This window comes from Anaeromicropila populeti, from assembly GCF_900112775.1.
Lineage (GTDB): Bacteria > Bacillota > Clostridia > Lachnospirales > Lachnospiraceae > Anaeromicropila_A > Anaeromicropila_A populeti.
Map to the genome: position 1 here is coordinate 179,796 of NZ_FOYZ01000005.1, position 17,564 is coordinate 197,359.

Sequence of the window (17,564 nt, forward strand, 5' to 3'; positions counted from 1 at the left end):
AGCTGGGAAAAAAATATTATAATAGGTAAGAATTTAAGAAATGTATAATAGTGATAGCGGGAGGAATCTATGAAAGACTATGCATTAAAAAAGAAAATGATACTTGTTACGTATGCATTTGCGCTGTTATTTGTAGTTGTCAAGTTTGATTTAGTATGTGCGGTATATGAAAACGTAATGGGGATATTATCACCTTTCTTTTTAGGTGTTGTTTTGGCATTTATATTGAACAAGCCAATGCAGCTATTTGAAAGGCTTTATGGGAAAATAATGAAAAGAAGGTCATTGATAAAAGGTCTTTCACTGGCAACAGCATATATTGCCTTTTTTCTTGTTATCTCAATGATAATTGTATTTATTGTACCACAATTAACAACAAATATAAAAGCGTTTGTAGAAAGCTCTGGCGACTATATCAGCCGTCTTGAAATATGGGCATTAGATATTGCAGAGCGTTTTAATCTGGAAACATTAGATTTAAGTAATTTATTCTTGGAATTAAACGATATTATTAAGAATCTTGCTAGTTGGGTAATAAATTATATTGGCACTATACTGCCGACAGTTATTTCTGTTACGACAAATGTATTTTCCATGCTGTTTAAAAGTATTATTACCATTGTATTCTCAATTAATCTATTGGCGGGGAAAGACAGATTACTAAATCAAATTCATGTGCTTCACAAAACGTATTTACCAGAAAAATGGTCAAAGCGCTGTGAAAAGATAGGAGTGCTGATTCCTGATATCTTCGGTAAGTATTTAGTTGGACAGGTGACAGAAGCCTGTATATTAGGAGCATTATGTTTTATAGGAATGAATATTTTTCAATTTGATTATGCTGTTCTAATTAGTACGTTAATAGCAGTAACTGCATTGATTCCGGTGGCTGGAGCCTGGATAGGCGGTGGTATTTCATTCTTATTATTAGCATTGATTTCACCAATGAAGGCGCTGATGTTTTTACTATATCTCGCTGTTTTGCAGCAGCTTGAGAATAATCTAATTTACCCAAGGGTGGTAGGAAGCTCAATTGGATTGCCTGGTCTTTGGGTTATTTTTGCCGTCACAGTAGGTGGGGGACTATTTGGGCTGCCTGGTATTATGTTGAGTGTACCAACTATGTCTGTTATCTATACATTAATAAAAGATGATGTAAGGTTTCGTGGGAAGAAAAATTGAAGTTACGGTTTTGTTGTGATATAATGTGAAACAGAAAAAATTGCATTTGCCAGGAGGAAATATGATTAATAAATTAGTTGACAAGATTCAAAAAACAGAAGCACCTATCGTGGTAGGATTAGATCCTATGCTATCGTATGTACCAGAGCATCTAAAGAATAATGCCTTTGAAGAATATGGTGAAACTCTTGAAGGGGCAGCAGAAGCTATTTGGCAGTTTAATAAAGGAATTATTGATGCAACATATGACTTGATTCCAGCAGTTAAGCCTCAAATTGCTATGTACGAGCAGTTTGGCATTCCTGGACTGGCGGTTTTTAAGAAAACTGTTGATTATTGCAAGGAAAAAGACTTAGTTGTAATTGGAGATATTAAAAGAGGAGATATTGGTTCTACATCGGCAGCCTATGCGGTTGGTCACATTGGAAAAGTTTCCATTGGTTCAAAGTCATATGCAGCTTTTAATGAAGATTTCGTAACGGTAAATCCATACTTGGGATCGGATGGAGTAAATCCATTTATTGATGTGTGTAAGGAAGATAATAAAGGTATTTTTGTTCTTGTTAAAACATCAAATCCATCCAGTGGAGAGTTTCAGGATCAGATCATAGATGGTAAGCCATTGTATGAACTGGTTGGTGAAAAGGTACGTGAATGGGGAGAACTTCATATGGGAGATGCGTATAGCTATGTAGGAGCTGTAGTTGGTGCTACTTATCCAGAGATGGGTAAGGTCTTAAGAAAGCTAATGCCGAATACTTATATTTTAGTACCCGGATATGGTGCACAGGGTGGACTGGCAAAGGATTTAGTTCACTATTTTAATAAGGATGGATTGGGAGCAATAATTAATTCTTCTAGAGGAATTATTGCTGCTTATCAGCAAAAGCAATATGCTAAGTTTGAGCCAGCAGAATACGCAGATGCATCCAGGCAGGCAGTTCTTGATATGAAAGCTGATATTTTGAGCGCTTTAAATTGTAAATAAAGGAAAGTAGAAAGTTTTAGGAGAAAAAGAATGGCAGATAAATTTAGAGCTACTGCTCTTATTACAAGTTTAATAGAAATAGCAGATGGTATTTATAGTATGTGGATTAAGGAAAAAGAAATTGCATCACATGCGAAAGCAGGACAATTCGTATCGCTTTATTGCAAAGCAGGACAATTACTGTTGCCACGTCCTATCAGCATATGTGAGATAGATCCAGAGGGAGGAACCCTTAGACTGGTTTTTCGTGTTGCAGGTTCTGGGACAAGAGAATTTTCACTTTTGCAGCAGGGCGATTTTATCGACGTATTTGGACCGCTTGGAAACGGCTTTATGCCTATGGGGAAGAAAGCAATTTTAATAGGTGGAGGTATTGGCATTCCGCCTATGCTTCAACTGGCTAAATCATTGGAATGTGAAAAGACAATTGTACTTGGCTATCGTGATAAGGAACTATTTTTAAAGGAAGAATTTGAACTTTTAGGAAAGGTGTGTGTATCTACGGAGGATGGTTCTTATGGAACAAAGGGCAATGTCATAAATGCTATTACAGAAAATAAAATAGATGGAGATATAATTTTTGCCTGTGGACCAACACCGATGCTTCGAGGAATTAAGCAGTTTGCACAGGAAAAAGGTATTAAGGCACAGCTTTCTCTGGAAGAGAAAATGGCTTGCGGAATAGGTGCCTGTCTAGCTTGTGTCTGCCAGTCAGAGAGAAAGGATCATCATACGAATGTAAATAATAAGAGAGTATGTAAGGATGGTCCAGTTTTCTTTGCAGAGGATATTACTATTTGATAGGAAAATGGAAGCAGACAGGAGAGATAGATTATGAATATGAAAGTAAACCTTGCGGGGGTAGAACTAAATAATCCGGTTACAACAGCGTCAGGAACTTTTGGCTCTGGAGCAGAATATAGCGAGTTTGTTGATTTGAATAAACTAGGAGGTGTTGTTACAAAAGGAGTTGCCAATATTCCATGGACAGGTAATCCGACACCAAGAATTGCTGAGACGTATGGAGGAATGCTTAATGCAATTGGACTTCAGAATCCGGGAATGGATGTTTTTGTAGAAAGGGATATTCCTTTCTTAAAGGAATTTGATACAAGAATAATTGTGAATGTTTGTGGTAAAACGGCAGAGGATTATTGTGAAGTAGTAGAACGTCTTCAAGAACAGCCAGTGGATTTGCTTGAAATAAATATTTCATGTCCTAATGTAAAAGAGGGTGGAATTGCATTTGGTCAAAATCCAAAGTCAGTAGAAGAAATAACAAGTAAAATTAAACGAATTGCAAAGCAGCCAGTTATTATGAAGTTAAGTCCTAATGTCACGGATATTTGTGAAATGGCTAAGGCGGCAGAAGCAGGAGGAGCAGATGTGCTGTCTTTAATCAATACATTAACAGGGATGAAGATAGACATAAATAAGAGGGCATTTGCACTTGCCAATAAGACAGGTGGATTGTCAGGTCCTGCTATTAAGCCAGTTGCGGTAAGAATGGTTTATCAGGTTTCAAAGGCTGTTAAGCTTCCTATTATTGGAATGGGTGGAATTATGAATGGGGAAGATGCCATTGAATTTATGATGGCAGGTGCCACGGCTATCTCTGTTGGTACTGCCAATTTTGTGAACCCTGGAGCAACTATGAATATATTGCAGGGAATGGAAGAGTATTTAAAGAAGAACCATATTGAAGATATTAATGAAATTATTGGATGCGTATAAATGGAGGGAAAGATGGAACAATATAAAAAAGAATTTATTGAATTTATGGTAGACTGTAATGTACTGAAGTTTGGGGATTTTGTCACAAAAAGTGGAAGAAATACGCCCTTTTTTATTAATACAGGCTTTTATAGAACGGGAAAGCAATTAAGACGCCTTGCAGAATATTATGCAAAAGCCATTGAAGGAAAATTTGGATTAGACTTTGATCTTTTATTTGGTCCGGCATATAAAGGAATTCCTTTGAGTGTTGCCACATCAATGGCAATTAGTGAGCATTATGACAAGGATATCTTGTATTGCTCAAATCGTAAGGAAGTAAAGGATCATGGTGATACTGGGATCTTGTTAGGAAGTCCAGTAAAGGATGGGGATAGAATCATTATTATTGAGGATGTTACAACTTCTGGAAAGTCTATTGAGGAAACAATGCCAATTATAAAAGCACAAGGTGATGTGAATGTTATGGGACTTGTAGTTTCAGTAGACAGAATGGAACGAGGAAAAGGAGAAAAGAGTGCGTTGTCGGAAATAGAAGAAAAATATGGAATTGGCACAACGGCAATTGTTACGATGGAAGAAATAGTTGAACATTTATACAATAAGCCTTATAATGGTAGTATCATTATTGATGACAAAATAAAAGCAGCGATTGAATCCTATTATGAGATTTATGGAATAAAATAGTTATTATGTAAATAGAACGTAAGGAGGTTTTCATATGGGAGAAAAGGTTTATAAGACTATGAAGTCAGTAGGAATTGTTAATTTGGTTATGGGAATTGTTTTAATTTCAATCGGTGTTGCAGTTGGAACTGTAATGCTTGTAAGTGGTGGAAGGTTAATAAAAAATAAGTCAGAGGTTTTGTTTTGATGGTGTGAAAATCTGTCGAATCAACACATAATAAGAATATTAAAAACTAAAATACCCTATTTACATTTTTATGTTGATAGGGTATTATTATGTGCATAAGAGATTTCTTTGTTCTATTTTTCTGATGGTTAGCCAGTCTGATGAGATTCACGTTCTATCTTTTATTAATCGTATATTTGGCATAAGAGTTTTTAGTAAGGAGGTTTTAGGTGGAATTTTATAAATTCATAGGTGAACCTTGCTGTGATTTTATTTTGTATTTGGCTGCATTAAGTACACAAATCAACAGAAAGGTTGCTGTTTTAGATTATACAAATAATCGGCGTATTATAAATATGCTGTCTGAGGAAATACAGTCATCAAATATGATTCATTTTAAAGGATATGATGTTACTAGTAATTTGGAATATGATCCTGGCTGTCAATATGACCATATATTTGTAGTGTATGATTTTACAACAGATAGTCTGTTAGAAAGTCAATTTAGATTTCCATGGAAAGGAATATATGTTATTTCAGATGTGCATAAAAGGAATCTTCTTTTAGCAGTAGAAATATTATGCAGTGACGAGGCAAAAGGAAGATTAATTCTGAGAGATACTGGGTTGGGGAAAATTTCATATGAGTATATTAGCACCAACTATCTTCCTTCAGGAGAAAAATGTATAGTAATTGAATATGATGAAGAAGATTACATAAGACGAGTTGAATTAGAGTTTGAAGTAAATCAAAGAAAAGTATGCTTATCAAAATCTTATAAGGATGCACTTATAAAAATTGCAGAAGAAATTACAGGAGAACCTATGACAAAAATGAAAAAAGCTTTTCAGCAATTAGAAAGGGGAAAATAAGATTGAAGATAGCGTTTTGGAGTAATGCCAGAGGAAAGTGTGGAACAACAAGTAATCTGGCTTGTATGAGTGTTGCATGTACTCTTTTAAAAAGGCAAAAAATGGTTTTGTTTGAAAACCACTATAGTATTAACTCGTTGGAATATGCATTTTGTGGTTCTCGAAACAGAGTGAAAAACCTGCTAAGAGAGGAGGGTTATTATTATGATGTAACGGGGCTAGAATATCTGATAAAAAGAGTACAGTCAGATATGTTTTCGGATAAAGGCATTTCAGAATTTACGAACCAGTTTCTTGATCAGTCTATTTATTATCTTCCAAAAAACCCAGGGCTTAATAAAGAATATTTTGAGTTTGAATTAAATCAGGTCTTATCAAAATTGTTGGTGCTTTTAGAAACATTTGCTGATATGGTGTGGGTAGACACTGCATGCAATAATAATTTAAGCACAATATCGATTTTACAAGATGCAGATATAGTTGTTGTGAATTTGTGTCAAAGCAAAGCAGTTTTAGAACATTTTTTTGAAAATTATCAGTCTCTTTTGCCAAAAGCAGTGTTTATTCTTGGAAATTATCAGCCAAATTCCTTTTATAATGTAGCAAATGTACGTAGAAAATATCATATTTCAAAAGAAATAATTGGAGTGATACCCTATAATCCACATTTTCAGGATTCTCTGTCAAATGGTTCTGTTATTGAATTTTTAACTAGAAATTTTGCCTGTGACGGCAAAGATGAAAATTTTTATTTTATCGATCAACTAAGACGTTCTGCAAGTATTCTCTTAAAAACTGTGCATCAAAAGAGGGAGGTGTCAGTACGTGTACATTAGAAGGAAAGAAAAAAAATGTATGGAGATAAGTGAGTTAACAATAGAAAATCTGGTAAGGGAAGTAGGATGTGCATTTGCAGCAATGTTGAGAGATAATCCATATGAGATAGTCAGAAATAAACTGGAACTAAGTCTAAGGGTGAAATTTAAGTCGGAATTAAGATCAGCATTAAAAGCCTGTTCTGTTGGTGATATCCAGGCAAAAAAGTATATTAAGGAACATATTAAAGAGCTGCTGGTGCAGAGATTTTCTATTCAAGAGCATAATATAGAAAAACTTATTCCGTTTACCTATGAAGAAAGGCTATCCGTTCAAGAGAAGTTTGATATATTGTTGTATATGTATAGCAAGAAGCATGGAATAAAAGCATTTGAAGAATTGCTAGTAGCATATAACCTTGATTGTCCAAAACGAGATGAACTTGGAGAAAGCTTTTATGAAATAACAGAGGACGAAATAGCAGAAGTATATGCTTGTGAAGGTTTTATTCAGCTGAATTTTATGGACAAGTTAGAATTACTGGCGCAGAGAATATATCAAGAGTATAAGGGGAATGGCGTTTTAGACAACCTAAGAGAAATGAAGATAGATGGATTAAGCGGAGGTGTATCAGGAAGAGCTTTCCATGAAAGCATATGGGTTTTTTATATGGGGAAATCGATACACTTAAGCTTCCTCAAATTTTCATCCCAGACAGAGTTTATTCGTGTCTGCAAAAACATATACCGATATAATCAGCCAGGACAGCTTTCTCAAATGAAAGGATACATTGTGAATGACATGATGGATGGTTCAAGAGTTTCAGTAGCCAGGCCTCCCTTTTGCGAATCATGGGTCTTTTTTATCAGAAAGTTTGATGTACCAGAGAATTTGTGTCTGGAGAGTTTATTAAAAGATAGAAACAATTGTTTACCAATAGCACTTCTGCAATGGATCATAAAAGGAAATCAGGTGACTGCTATTACTGGAGAGCAGGGAAGCGGAAAAACTACCTTACTTATGGCAGTAGTTCGGTATATTAAGCCTAGTTTCAATATTCGGGTTCAAGAGTTAGCATTTGAATTGAATTTGAGAAGGCTCTATCCCCAAAGAAATGTCGTGACATTTCGTGAGACAGCAAATATTTCAGGGCAAGAGGGATTAGATTTTCAAAAGAAAAGTGACGGCGCAGTTAATATTCTGGGGGAAGTGGCTTCTCATGATGTGGCATCATGGCTGATTCAGATTTCACAAGTGGCATCTCAGTTTACTCTCTTTACGCATCATGCTAAGACAACAGAAGATTTAATACTATCACTTAGAAATTCATTGTTGCAGGCAGGCGGATTTTCAAATGAAATAGTTGCCAAGGAGCAGGTAATAAATGCAATTCGGTTTGATGTTCATATGAAGAAGGAGTTAAATGGACATCGATATATTGAACGGATTTCTGAAATTATTGATTACTCAAAAATAGAAAAAAATGGGGTAAACAGTGCAAAAGTAAACTATGAGTTACGCAATATCATTGTATGTGAAGATGGTGAATATAAAATGAGAAACAGAATGAGTGAGCAATCAAAGCAGCTAATATTAAGTCAGCTTTCAAGGGAAGAAAAGGCGTTGTTCTTAAGAGAAATCATGGAGTGGGAGGAGAGTTTTGAAAAAAAGTTATAAACAAGAAAAGGATGAGTTTTATTTCTATTTACATCAGATATTGGCCTATAAACCTATCCTAAACAGAATATTCTATTACCTAAAAAGAAGTCTAATCCTACTAAAGCCTAACCACGAGTATAGTATCTGCATAGAAGCAACGAAGTTATTTATCATTTGTTTCTATGTGGCAGTGGGCATTTTTTGTGGAAGTGTTTTTCTCTTACAAAATGGTTTATTTCAGATTTTATATGTTATTGGTGCAGTAGTTCTTTTTATTAGGCATTTTATTTTTCTGTATTTAGAACAAGAGGAGATTAAACTATTAAAGCAGTTTCAAAAATTCATTGGTTTGTTACGTCATAATTATCATAAAAGTAAAATGCTTGAGGAAGCTTTGGAAGAATCCATAGTGAAGGCAGATTTTGAGATAAGTCTTCATATGGAATGTATCTATAGTTTATTGAGGAGGGAGGAGGAAAGTGTCAAGGAGTATCAAAGAACCGCACCGAATAGGCTGTTTGTCTCATTTTATGCACTGTGTTTTGTGATTTTGAAATATGGTGATACAGAGTCAAAACAATATTCAGCATTCTTAAACAATCTGGAACAGCTGAAAGAAGAAATCTATATTGAACTTTTAAAAAGGGAGAAGCTGCGCCATAAGTTTTCAGGCCTTGTTTTAATTGTATTACTACCTATTTTGTTTATGAATACAATTCGAGTATGGGCGTTATGGAGCGTGCCAGAGCTGTATCAGTATTATAATAGTGTATATGGCGTAATGGTTCGTGTCCTTGTATTAGTAAGTACAGTTCTTGCATATGAAATGATAGCTTTACTGAGAGGAGAAAACCAATATCGGGAACCAGAATATGTAATTTTAAATAAAGTAAGTGAAATAAAGTGGATTGATAAATTATTAGACATTGCAATTCTATGGTCAGGTAAAAAGGTAAGGGCATGGTATTCTCGTATTCAGCCATTTTCAAAACATTTGACAATACGTATTTTTTTATTACAACGATGTCTTAGCTCTTTTCTAGGAATGTTTTGTTATATATATCTTTTGTTATGTTTTGACTTGCAAGATAGTCAAATACCATTCTATGTTCTTTTGGCAGTATTAGGAGTTTTACTAGCATCTTATTTTCCGTGGATTATTATATCTTTCAAAAGTCTCTTTCAAAAAGAAGCAAAAGCTTTAGAAATAGCGAATATGCAATATATAGTGTTGGTACTTTACCCTGTTAAATCTATGGAAGTACAAATTTTATTAGAGTGGATGGAGCTTTTTTCGGATTATTATCGTCTGTCAATGGAAAGCTGTGTAGATGACTACTCCAATCTTGGAGAGGCAGCATTGGAAAATTTGATAGAGAAAGAACCTGATAGTGAACTTGTAAAGATTGTGGATGCAGTCAGCTTATGTGAACAGATAGGAGTTGAAAGGGCTTTTGAAGGTTTGGAATCAGACCGTAAATATTTACTGGAAAAGAGAAAACAGGATAACGAAATGCATTTATCAAATAGGGAAGTATTAGCTAAATGTTTAACCTATCTGCCATTAATACTACTTATCGGGCTTTATTTAATAGTACCCTTTGTTCTAGAAAGTATTTCCCAACTTAAAGAGTATATTTTACAGTTTGAAGCAGCAATGCAATAAAGGAGGATTTATCAATATGGAAAATAGTTTAAAAGGTTTGCTTCTGGCAGCTGGTACAATTATTACATGCATTGTAATATCTCTTGGTTTTTTTATTGCAAGAGAAGCAAGGGATACAGCAGCAGGAGGTGCAGGGCAGATAAGTAAGTTAAATGCGGAGTTTAATGAAAGTGACAAAGTCATGTATGATGGGCTATCGGTTTCAGGAAGTGAAGTAATTAATGTTATTAATAAGTTTCGCAATAATGAGCTGTCAGTCAAAGTTATAACAAACAAAGCAGCATATTATTATAACTGGCTTCTTAAAAACGGTGATACAGAATTAGGCGAAAACAGTAGTATATCTATTAAAGAAGCGCAGAAACCCACCAGTGATAATTATATTAATCCTAATGCCCAGTTTTTAGGAACAATACTAAGAGATGTTAATAATGCTATTATTGCAATTGAATTTTCACAAATAGACTAGGAGAGTTATATGGAAAACGGGTGGAATATGTTATTTTATATGTTTGGTATTTTCATGTTTTGTGGAGCACTTAGTTTGTTTTCGTCTCTTTTTCAAAATGTTAAATACTTTGAAAGACAGGTAAAGGAAAGTATGTATAAGCAGCATGTAATAAGCAGCAGGGTTTATGGCTTTTAAAAATACGGATGGAGGATAATTGTTTTGAATGCATTCAGTAAAATGATTGAAATCATAGTTACAGTTTTTTTATTATTTCTTGTGCCGTTGCAGTATATTGAAATGAAGCAGGATTTAGTCTGTCAGGTATATGTTCAGAATGAGACAATCTATTTTGTTGATTCTGTAAGAAATTTGGGCTATGTAAATCGGTCCATGTATCAGTTGTTTCAAAAAAGAATTGAGCAGACAAATCATGTATATCATATTAATTTAGTTCATTATAAAAGGCTTCAGTCAGAAGAGACAGGAGGAAACCAATATGTTGGAACATATACAGAGTTAATTCTGGATGAATTATATGGGGAAGAGGATACCAAATACTCAATGAATAAGGGAGACTTTTTTTCTGTGGAGATTGTAAATAAGGATAAGACATTATCTACCAGAATTTTTGAAATGCTGATTGATAAAACAGTTACAATGGATGAAATATATGTTACATATGGTGGAGGAATACGAGATGAAATTATCTAATATGGGAATAATTTTTGTGGTTATAATTCTGCCCTTTTTCGTATTAGATGATATACGAACAAGGGATTTAACTGCTATTTCAACAAAGCAGACAGAATATAATTTAGCTATCGATAATGCAATAGAAGCAGCATTGTTCGAATGTATCGAATCAGATGATGGGAAAAATGCTGCTTTTAATAAAAGAGAAGTAGTTGAAAGGTTTTTTTCCTGTTTGTATTGTAATTTTGGAATTATGGAGAATGCAGCAGCTAAGCGGTACTGCAATTTATATGTTCCTGTAATTTGCCTGGTAGAAGAAAATGGGTGCTATTTTCGATATTATAAATTGAAGCAAAATGAGAATGGGGATAAAGTATATGAGGCGGAATTTTCTGACAAAATTTTATTTGAGAGCACGATTGAGCATTTTATTGTTTATTTTACGTTAACAGATTATTTATATGTAAAAGATTGTACTACCAAAGAGTATATAGAAGGAAAATATTTGGATTTGCAAAAAGAAATGCCGACACTTTTAAAGTGGAATCAGGATGAATTTGAGGAGCTGAGAAAAGGCGTAATTATTCAGACACTGGTTGAAAATATTACTTTTTTTATTAATCAACATAATAAAATTGCCAAGCAGTTTCATATTCATTATGAGTTTCATCTGCCTGTCATTGAAAAAGAAGACTGGTACAGGACAGTTAACAGCATTGGCATGCTTGTGCTATTTCAGGGGTATCCATATGGAGCTGGTGACATAGGAAAGTATAACAGAATGGCATTTGGGGGAGCCAGGCTAAAAAAAGAACCGTAAGAATTCCAATATTAGCAAGTCCTTACGGTTAGATTATCACTTGGTTAATTGTCTTCTACATCATCTTCTTTTGGCAAAATCAGAATATGTATCTTGTCTATTCGATTTTTGTCAACAGAGCGGACAGTGTACACAACATTATTATCTGTTACAGTCTCACCCTCCTCAGGAAGATGATCCAGCAAATTTATAATATGACCTGCAATTGAATCATAGTCATCAGATTCAAGAGAAAGCTCTAATATTTCATTTATATCAAATAATTTGGTAGATCCATTAACAAGATATTCATTTTCACCAATCTTCTGAATAGAGTCTTCTTCATCAGAGTCATATTCATCTCGAATTTCTCCTACGATCTCTTCTAAAAGATCTTCTAAAGTAATTAAACCTGCTGTAGCACCATATTCGTCTAATACAATTGCGATAGAACGAGATGCTTTTCGAAGTTCAATCAGAAGTTCAGGGGTCTTCTTAAATTCATAAGTAAAGTATGGTTCGCGTAATAGTTCTCTCATATTAAAATTTTCAGTTGAACCTTGATAAAAAAATACATCTTTTAAATTAATGATACCAACCACATTATCGCGGGAACCCTCATAAACAGGCATTCTTGAAAATTTATCTTTTGAAAACACTTCAACAAGCTCACTGTAACTATAATTGATATCAACAAATTCCATATCAATTCTGGGAACCATAACGTCCTTTGCAATTGAATCTCCAAAATCAACAACATTCGTTATCATTTTGCGTTCTTCACTTTCAAGAACTCCTTCTTCATGGCTTACGTTCACAATAGTACGTAATTCGTTTTCTGTAATAACATGTCCTCTATAGTTTGGGTCAATACGAAGTAATAGTAAAATAGCAAGGGACAGTTTATTAATTATAAATATAAAAGGAGTAAGTATTTGAGTTATCAAGTAAATAATTGCACTATATGAAAGGGACAATTTTTCTGCATAAATGGTGGCAACTGATTTAGGCGTTATTTCACCAAAAATCAGTATTAAAATGGTTAGTACTCCAGTTGAGATTCCGACTCCAAGGCTGGCGTTTTCTGCCAAACCAAAATTTTTACACAAGCTGATGGCAAAGGTAGTGGCAATTGAAGATGCAGATATATTAACTATATTATTTCCAATTAAGATTGCACTTAATAATTTTGTTGGATCTTCAATTAAATTACTTACCGTTTTTGCGCCTTTCACATTTTTTTCCACTAAACTTCGAATGCGAATTTTATTAACGGTAGTTAATGCTGTTTCGGCAGAGGAAAAAAAGGCAGAAAGTAATAGCAATACTATAAGGATTATCAGCTGCGTGACGTCACTAGGGTCCAAAATATCATCTCCATTTCTAATATCAATAAATTTAATAAGGCCAATGTACTCCACATTTTACAATATTTTCAATAGGCTTGTCAAGAGAAATATTAACATACAATATATTTTTAAAAACAAAGTACTATTTTTAGAAAGGCAATTATTACTATTGAAAATGATTTTCATTTTGGTATAATAGAAATAGAATATACAGCTGGAGGAGAATTCATGAGAAAGAAGTCACATATATCTTTAGCAAAGTATTTATTAAATAGTGCAGGTATGGAAGCACTACAAAAGCATAAGAAAGCTTTCTATGTAGGAAGTATATTGCCAGACTGTGTACCATCATTTATTACCAGGAGACATTCTATTGAGGAGACGTTTGCGGTTTTGCGTGATGAAATATGTAAAATAACAGAAAATTACAAAGTTGAGAAGGGTGCTGGAAGTTATTATTGCAGGCACTTAGGTGTTATAACACATTATGTTGCTGATTATTTTACTTTTCCCCACAATGAAATCTTTTCAGGAAGTATAAAAGAACATTGTATTTATGAGAAACATTTGAAACATGCATTAAAAGAATATGTTAATAGTGATACAGCTCAGAGAATCAGGGAAAAAATGCGAATTTTTCATTCTGTTGATGAACTACTTGCCTATATCTGGACCATGCATGCTGAATATTTAAAGGCAATAAAGGAAGTAGGAATTGATTGTCACTATATTGTTGAACTTTCACATAAAGTAGTCGATGCCATATTACAATTTTTAGAGTACAGTTTACATGAAAAGCAATTATATACAAAAGGATGTTCCCAGGGGTAAGGCTGGGACATCCTTTTATCTTTCATACATTTAATTATCTTCTTCTGCCTGAAAACTTAAGACTTGTCTTTTACGAGCTAATTCATCACTTTCAAGATATTCATCATACGTAGTAATTTTATCAATTAATCCGCCAGGAGTAAGTTCCATAATACGGTTTGCAATTGTCTGAATGAACTGATGATCCTGTGAGGTAAATAGAACAACACCAGGGAATTTAATCAGTGCATTGTTAAGTGCAGTAATTGATTCCATATCCAGATGGTTAGTAGGTTCATCCATAATTAATACATTAGAACCCATAATCATCATTTTAGAGAGCATTACACGAACTTTTTCACCACCAGAAAGAACATTTACTTTCTTAACACCGTCTTCGCCTGCAAACAACATTCGTCCCAGGAAACCTCTAACATAAGTAACATCCTTTTCAGCCGAGAATGGCATTAACCAATCAACAATAATTTCGTCACCAGAGAAATCTTTTGTATTATCTTTTGGAAAATACGCCTGAGATGTTGTAATTCCCCATTTATATTCTCCTTCGTCAGGTTCTAATTCTCCAGATAGTATTCTGAATAATGTTGTTGTGGCAAATGTATTACTTCCTACAAATGCGGCTTTATCATCATGACCGATAATGAAAGAAAGATTGTCAAGGACTTTCACACCATCAATGGTTTTAGAGAGATTTGTCACAGTCAAAACTTCATTTCCAATTTCACGAGTTGGACGGAAGTCAATGTATGGATATTTACGGCTGGAAGGACGTATGTCATCCAGCTCAATTTTTTCCAAAGCTTTTTTTCTCGAAGTTGCCTGCTTGGACTTAGAAGCATTGGCACTAAAGCGTTGAATAAATTCTTGAAGTTCTTTCATCTTTTCTTCTTTCTTTTTATTCGCTTCTTTCATTTGTTTTATCATTAACTGGCTGGATTCATACCAGAAGTCATAATTACCAGAATACAATTGAATTTTTGCATAATCAATATCAGCAATATGTGTACATACTTTGTTTAGAAAATAACGGTCATGGGAAACTACAATTACCGTATTATCAAAGTTAATTAAAAATTCTTCGAGCCAGCGGATAGCATCAAGATCCAAGTGGTTGGTAGGCTCATCTAATAGCAGAATATCAGGGTTTCCAAACAATGCCTGTGCCAATAATACTTTAACCTTCTGAGAACCAGTAAGATCAGACATTTTAGTATAGTGGATATCAGATTCAATTCCAAGGCCATTAAGAAGGGTTGCTGCGTCAGCTTCAGCTTCCCAGCCATTAAGAGTTGCAAACTCACCTTCCAGCTCACTTGCACGGATACCATCTTCTTCTGTAAAGTCTTCCTTTGCATAGATAATATCTTTTTCTTTCATAATGTCATAAAGACGTTGATTTCCCATAATAACTGTATCAAGTACGATAAAATCATCATATTTAAAGTGATCCTGTTTTAAAAAGGAAAGACGTTGACCTGGAGTAATAATGATATCGCCATTTGTAGGCTCTAATTCACCTGAAAGAATCTTCAAAAAAGTTGATTTTCCTGCACCATTAGCTCCAATCAGTCCATAACAATTTCCTTCCGTAAATTTTATATTTACATCTTCAAAAAGGGCTTTTTTTCCTAATCGTAATGTAACATTACTTGCTTGTATCATAGTTATACCTCACTTTATAAAATGCTCTTCTATTTTTCGAATCAGATTTAATACATATCACTCCCTATTTTACAGTAAAATCAATATTTTGCAAGTCTTTTTTGAATTTTAAGTTTTGTGTGACAGAAGCTTTATAACTTGTATTGCAATTATTTTCATAGTATAATGATAGGCAGATGTTTAATTAGAGGAGTTTTTTGCAGATATGAATTTATTAACACTTGAGAAAGTAAGTAAAAGTTATACAGAACGGTTATTATTTAATAGAGTTTCTTTTGGCCTTAATGAAGGCGAAAAAATTGGTATTATTGGCATTAACGGCACGGGGAAATCGACATTGCTTAAAATGATGGCGGGATTAGAAGAACCCGATGAAGGAAATGTGACAAAGGGAAGTACAGTCAAAATACAATACTTACCTCAGACACCAGAATTTGATGACACCAAAAGTATTTTGGATAATGTAACTGCCAATTTAAAGAGTGATAATGAGCATTGGAATCTGGAAGGACAGGCAGCAGCTATGCTGATAAAACTGGGAATTACAGAACCAGATATATTAGCAGGAACATTGTCTGGAGGACAGAAAAAGAGGGCAGCACTTGTCCGGACCTTATTAAATCCAGCAGATATTTTGATATTAGATGAACCGACAAATCATTTAGATAATGAAATGACCGAATGGCTAGAAGAGTATTTGACAAAATTTCAAGGTGCCTTGTTGATGGTTACCCATGATCGATATTTTTTGGATAAGGTAACAAATAAAATACTAGAGATTGATAAAGGGAATTTGTACAAATATGAGGGGAATTACACTGATTTCCTAAAACTAAAGACAGAACGAGAGGAAATGGAACAGGCATCGGACAGAAAAAAAGAAAGCATATATCGTAAGGATCTGGAGTGGATGATGCGTGGTGCAAGGGCGCGGTCTACAAAACAAAAGGCGCATATTCAGAGGTTTGAGGAACTTAGAGACAGAGAAAGACCAACAGAGGAAAAGACAGTTGAGATGAATTCCGTTGCATCGAGGTTGGGAAGAAAAACAATTGTTCTAAATGACATTTCAAAGGCATATGGTGATAAAAAATTAATCGAACATTTTACGTATACCATGGTAAAGGGGGAACGGTTAGGCATTGTTGGCCATAATGGATTTGGAAAAACTACGCTTTTAAAAATAATTAATGGAATAATTGAACCAGATTGTGGAATAGTAGAAATAGGACAAACTGTAAAAATTGGGTATTTCTCTCAAGAAAATGAATATATGGATCAAAACAGCAAAGTAATTGATTCTATTAGAGAGGTTGCTGAATATATTGAGACTACTACAGGAAGAATCAGCGCTTCACAGATGCTTGAGAGATTTTTATTCACTGCCGATATGCAGTATTCTCTAATTGCAAAGCTTTCTGGTGGAGAGAGAAGGAGACTGTATCTGCTCAAAATTTTAATGGAGTCTCCTAATGTGCTGATATTGGATGAGCCTACCAATGATTTGGATATACAGACTCTTACGATTTTAGAAGATTATTTAGATCACTTTGAAGGAATTGTGATTACGGTATCTCACGACAGGTATTTTCTTGATAGAATAGCAGAACGTATACTGGCATTTATGGGTGATGGGGAAATACGTCAGTATGAAGGAGGTTTTTCCGATTATAAGGAAGCGGTTGCAGAAGAAAACAGCACATTTACAAAACCTGTAAAGAAGGAGACAACAGCAAAGAAACCAAAGCAGGAAAAAACAAAATTTAGTTATCATGAGCAAAGAGAATTTGATGAAATAGACGATGTGATTGAAAAGCTGGAAAATCAATTGGCTGAACTTGAAAAGGAAATTGTAAATAATTCTAACAGCTATATGAAGCTGCAAGAACTGATGAAGCAGAAAGAAGATATTTCTGGGCAATTAGAAGAGAAAATGGAGCGTTGGGTTTATTTAAATGATTTAAAGGAACAAATGGATTTGTCAAAAAACAACCGTTAGTTAGGATGGT

General features: G+C 34.2%; 18 protein-coding genes. 16 read left to right on the top strand and 2 right to left on the bottom strand.

All coding sequences use genetic code 11. From position 1 onward, the window contains the following. Positions 1 to 69 precede the first annotated feature (69 nt). From BM305_RS07835 to BM305_RS07890, 14 genes are all read left to right on the top strand, one after another. The gene (locus BM305_RS07835; RefSeq protein ID WP_092560142.1) at positions 70 to 1,182 is read left to right on the top strand and encodes an AI-2E family transporter; all 1,113 of its coding nucleotides are present in this window, start codon (positions 70 to 72) and stop codon (positions 1,180 to 1,182) included. Between the two features lie 61 nt (positions 1,183 to 1,243). Next, positions 1,244 to 2,170: an orotidine-5'-phosphate decarboxylase gene (gene pyrF, locus BM305_RS07840; protein WP_092560143.1), complete on the top strand. Its 927-nt coding sequence runs from the start codon at positions 1,244 to 1,246 to the stop codon at positions 2,168 to 2,170. A gap of 30 nt (positions 2,171 to 2,200) precedes the next feature. Then, a complete protein-coding gene (locus BM305_RS07845) occupies positions 2,201 to 2,971 on the top strand; it encodes a dihydroorotate dehydrogenase electron transfer subunit (RefSeq protein ID WP_092560144.1) in 771 nt (256 codons plus the stop codon). 33 nt (positions 2,972 to 3,004) lie between these two features. After that, entirely contained in the window at positions 3,005 to 3,904 is a 900-nt protein-coding gene (locus tag BM305_RS07850; RefSeq protein WP_092560145.1) for a dihydroorotate dehydrogenase, read from the top strand. A 12-nt stretch (positions 3,905 to 3,916) separates the two neighbouring features. Then, positions 3,917 to 4,591 carry an orotate phosphoribosyltransferase gene (gene pyrE, locus BM305_RS07855; RefSeq protein ID WP_092560279.1) on the top strand — a complete coding sequence of 225 codons (675 nt, stop codon included), beginning with the start codon at positions 3,917 to 3,919 and terminating at the stop codon, positions 4,589 to 4,591. Between the two features lie 34 nt (positions 4,592 to 4,625). Next, the gene (locus tag BM305_RS18975) at positions 4,626 to 4,778 is read left to right on the top strand and encodes a hypothetical protein (protein ID WP_177214620.1); all 153 of its coding nucleotides are present in this window, start codon (positions 4,626 to 4,628) and stop codon (positions 4,776 to 4,778) included. Between the two features lie 209 nt (positions 4,779 to 4,987). Beyond that, positions 4,988 to 5,629, top strand: a complete 642-nt coding sequence (locus BM305_RS07860; protein ID WP_092560146.1) for a hypothetical protein — start codon at positions 4,988 to 4,990, stop codon at positions 5,627 to 5,629. 2 nt (positions 5,630 to 5,631) lie between these two features. Continuing rightward, on the top strand, positions 5,632 to 6,465 hold the full coding sequence (locus BM305_RS07865) for a hypothetical protein (protein WP_092560147.1): 834 nt from the start codon (positions 5,632 to 5,634) through the stop codon (positions 6,463 to 6,465). Next, complete coding sequence (locus tag BM305_RS07870; protein ID WP_092560148.1) at positions 6,455 to 8,122, top strand: P-loop NTPase family protein; 1,668 nt, start codon at positions 6,455 to 6,457, stop codon at positions 8,120 to 8,122. Before BM305_RS07865 ends, BM305_RS07870 begins: the two co-directional genes overlap by 11 nt. Beyond that, the gene (locus tag BM305_RS07875; RefSeq protein ID WP_092560149.1) at positions 8,106 to 9,770 is read left to right on the top strand and encodes a hypothetical protein; all 1,665 of its coding nucleotides are present in this window, start codon (positions 8,106 to 8,108) and stop codon (positions 9,768 to 9,770) included. The genes BM305_RS07870 and BM305_RS07875 overlap by 17 nt, the downstream gene beginning before the upstream one ends. 16 nt (positions 9,771 to 9,786) lie before the next feature. Further along, positions 9,787 to 10,239, top strand: a complete 453-nt coding sequence (locus BM305_RS07880; protein WP_092560150.1) for a hypothetical protein — start codon at positions 9,787 to 9,789, stop codon at positions 10,237 to 10,239. A gap of 9 nt (positions 10,240 to 10,248) precedes the next feature. Continuing rightward, on the top strand, positions 10,249 to 10,416 hold the full coding sequence (locus BM305_RS18980) for a hypothetical protein (RefSeq protein ID WP_177214621.1): 168 nt from the start codon (positions 10,249 to 10,251) through the stop codon (positions 10,414 to 10,416). A 24-nt stretch (positions 10,417 to 10,440) separates the two neighbouring features. Next, the gene (locus BM305_RS07885; protein WP_092560151.1) at positions 10,441 to 10,932 is read left to right on the top strand and encodes a hypothetical protein; all 492 of its coding nucleotides are present in this window, start codon (positions 10,441 to 10,443) and stop codon (positions 10,930 to 10,932) included. Next, a complete protein-coding gene (locus tag BM305_RS07890) occupies positions 10,919 to 11,734 on the top strand; it encodes a hypothetical protein (RefSeq protein ID WP_092560152.1) in 816 nt (271 codons plus the stop codon). Before BM305_RS07885 ends, BM305_RS07890 begins: the two co-directional genes overlap by 14 nt. 44 nt (positions 11,735 to 11,778) lie before the next feature. On the opposite strand, the gene BM305_RS07895 is transcribed toward BM305_RS07890, so the two are convergent. Next, positions 11,779 to 13,080, bottom strand: a complete 1,302-nt coding sequence (locus BM305_RS07895; RefSeq protein ID WP_092560153.1) for an HlyC/CorC family transporter — start codon at positions 13,078 to 13,080, stop codon at positions 11,779 to 11,781. Between the two features lie 210 nt (positions 13,081 to 13,290). On the opposite strand from BM305_RS07895, the gene BM305_RS07900 reads away from it, so the two are divergent. Continuing rightward, positions 13,291 to 13,893, top strand: a complete 603-nt coding sequence (locus BM305_RS07900; RefSeq protein ID WP_092560154.1) for a zinc dependent phospholipase C family protein — start codon at positions 13,291 to 13,293, stop codon at positions 13,891 to 13,893. 30 nt (positions 13,894 to 13,923) lie between these two features. Here the strand turns inward: BM305_RS07900 and BM305_RS07905 are convergent, their stop codons facing one another. Continuing rightward, complete coding sequence (locus BM305_RS07905; protein WP_092560155.1) at positions 13,924 to 15,555, bottom strand: ABC-F family ATP-binding cassette domain-containing protein; 1,632 nt, start codon at positions 15,553 to 15,555, stop codon at positions 13,924 to 13,926. A gap of 205 nt (positions 15,556 to 15,760) precedes the next feature. Here BM305_RS07905 and BM305_RS07910 point away from each other — a divergent pair, with 205 nt between their 5' ends. Then, a complete protein-coding gene (locus tag BM305_RS07910) occupies positions 15,761 to 17,554 on the top strand; it encodes an ABC-F family ATP-binding cassette domain-containing protein (RefSeq protein ID WP_092560156.1) in 1,794 nt (597 codons plus the stop codon). Positions 17,555 to 17,564 lie beyond the last annotated feature (10 nt).

Excerpts from the sequence above, each read along its gene's own strand:
- BM305_RS07835 (WP_092560142.1), top strand. The coding sequence starts at position 70 with ATGAAAGACTATGCATTAAAAAAGAAAATGATACTTGTTACGTATGCA.
- pyrF (WP_092560143.1), top strand. The coding sequence starts at position 1,244 with ATGATTAATAAATTAGTTGACAAGATTCAAAAAACAGAAGCACCTATC.
- BM305_RS07845 (WP_092560144.1), top strand. The coding sequence starts at position 2,201 with ATGGCAGATAAATTTAGAGCTACTGCTCTTATTACAAGTTTAATAGAA.
- BM305_RS07850 (WP_092560145.1), top strand. The coding sequence starts at position 3,005 with ATGAATATGAAAGTAAACCTTGCGGGGGTAGAACTAAATAATCCGGTT.
- pyrE (WP_092560279.1), top strand. The coding sequence starts at position 3,917 with ATGGAACAATATAAAAAAGAATTTATTGAATTTATGGTAGACTGTAAT.
- BM305_RS18975 (WP_177214620.1), top strand. The coding sequence starts at position 4,626 with ATGGGAGAAAAGGTTTATAAGACTATGAAGTCAGTAGGAATTGTTAAT.
- BM305_RS07880 (WP_092560150.1), top strand. The coding sequence starts at position 9,787 with ATGGAAAATAGTTTAAAAGGTTTGCTTCTGGCAGCTGGTACAATTATT.
- BM305_RS18980 (WP_177214621.1), top strand. The coding sequence starts at position 10,249 with ATGGAAAACGGGTGGAATATGTTATTTTATATGTTTGGTATTTTCATG.
- BM305_RS07890 (WP_092560152.1), top strand. The coding sequence starts at position 10,919 with ATGAAATTATCTAATATGGGAATAATTTTTGTGGTTATAATTCTGCCC.
- BM305_RS07900 (WP_092560154.1), top strand. The coding sequence starts at position 13,291 with ATGAGAAAGAAGTCACATATATCTTTAGCAAAGTATTTATTAAATAGT.
- BM305_RS07905 (WP_092560155.1), bottom strand. The coding sequence starts at position 15,555 with ATGATACAAGCAAGTAATGTTACATTACGATTAGGAAAAAAAGCCCTT.
- BM305_RS07910 (WP_092560156.1), top strand. The coding sequence starts at position 15,761 with ATGAATTTATTAACACTTGAGAAAGTAAGTAAAAGTTATACAGAACGG.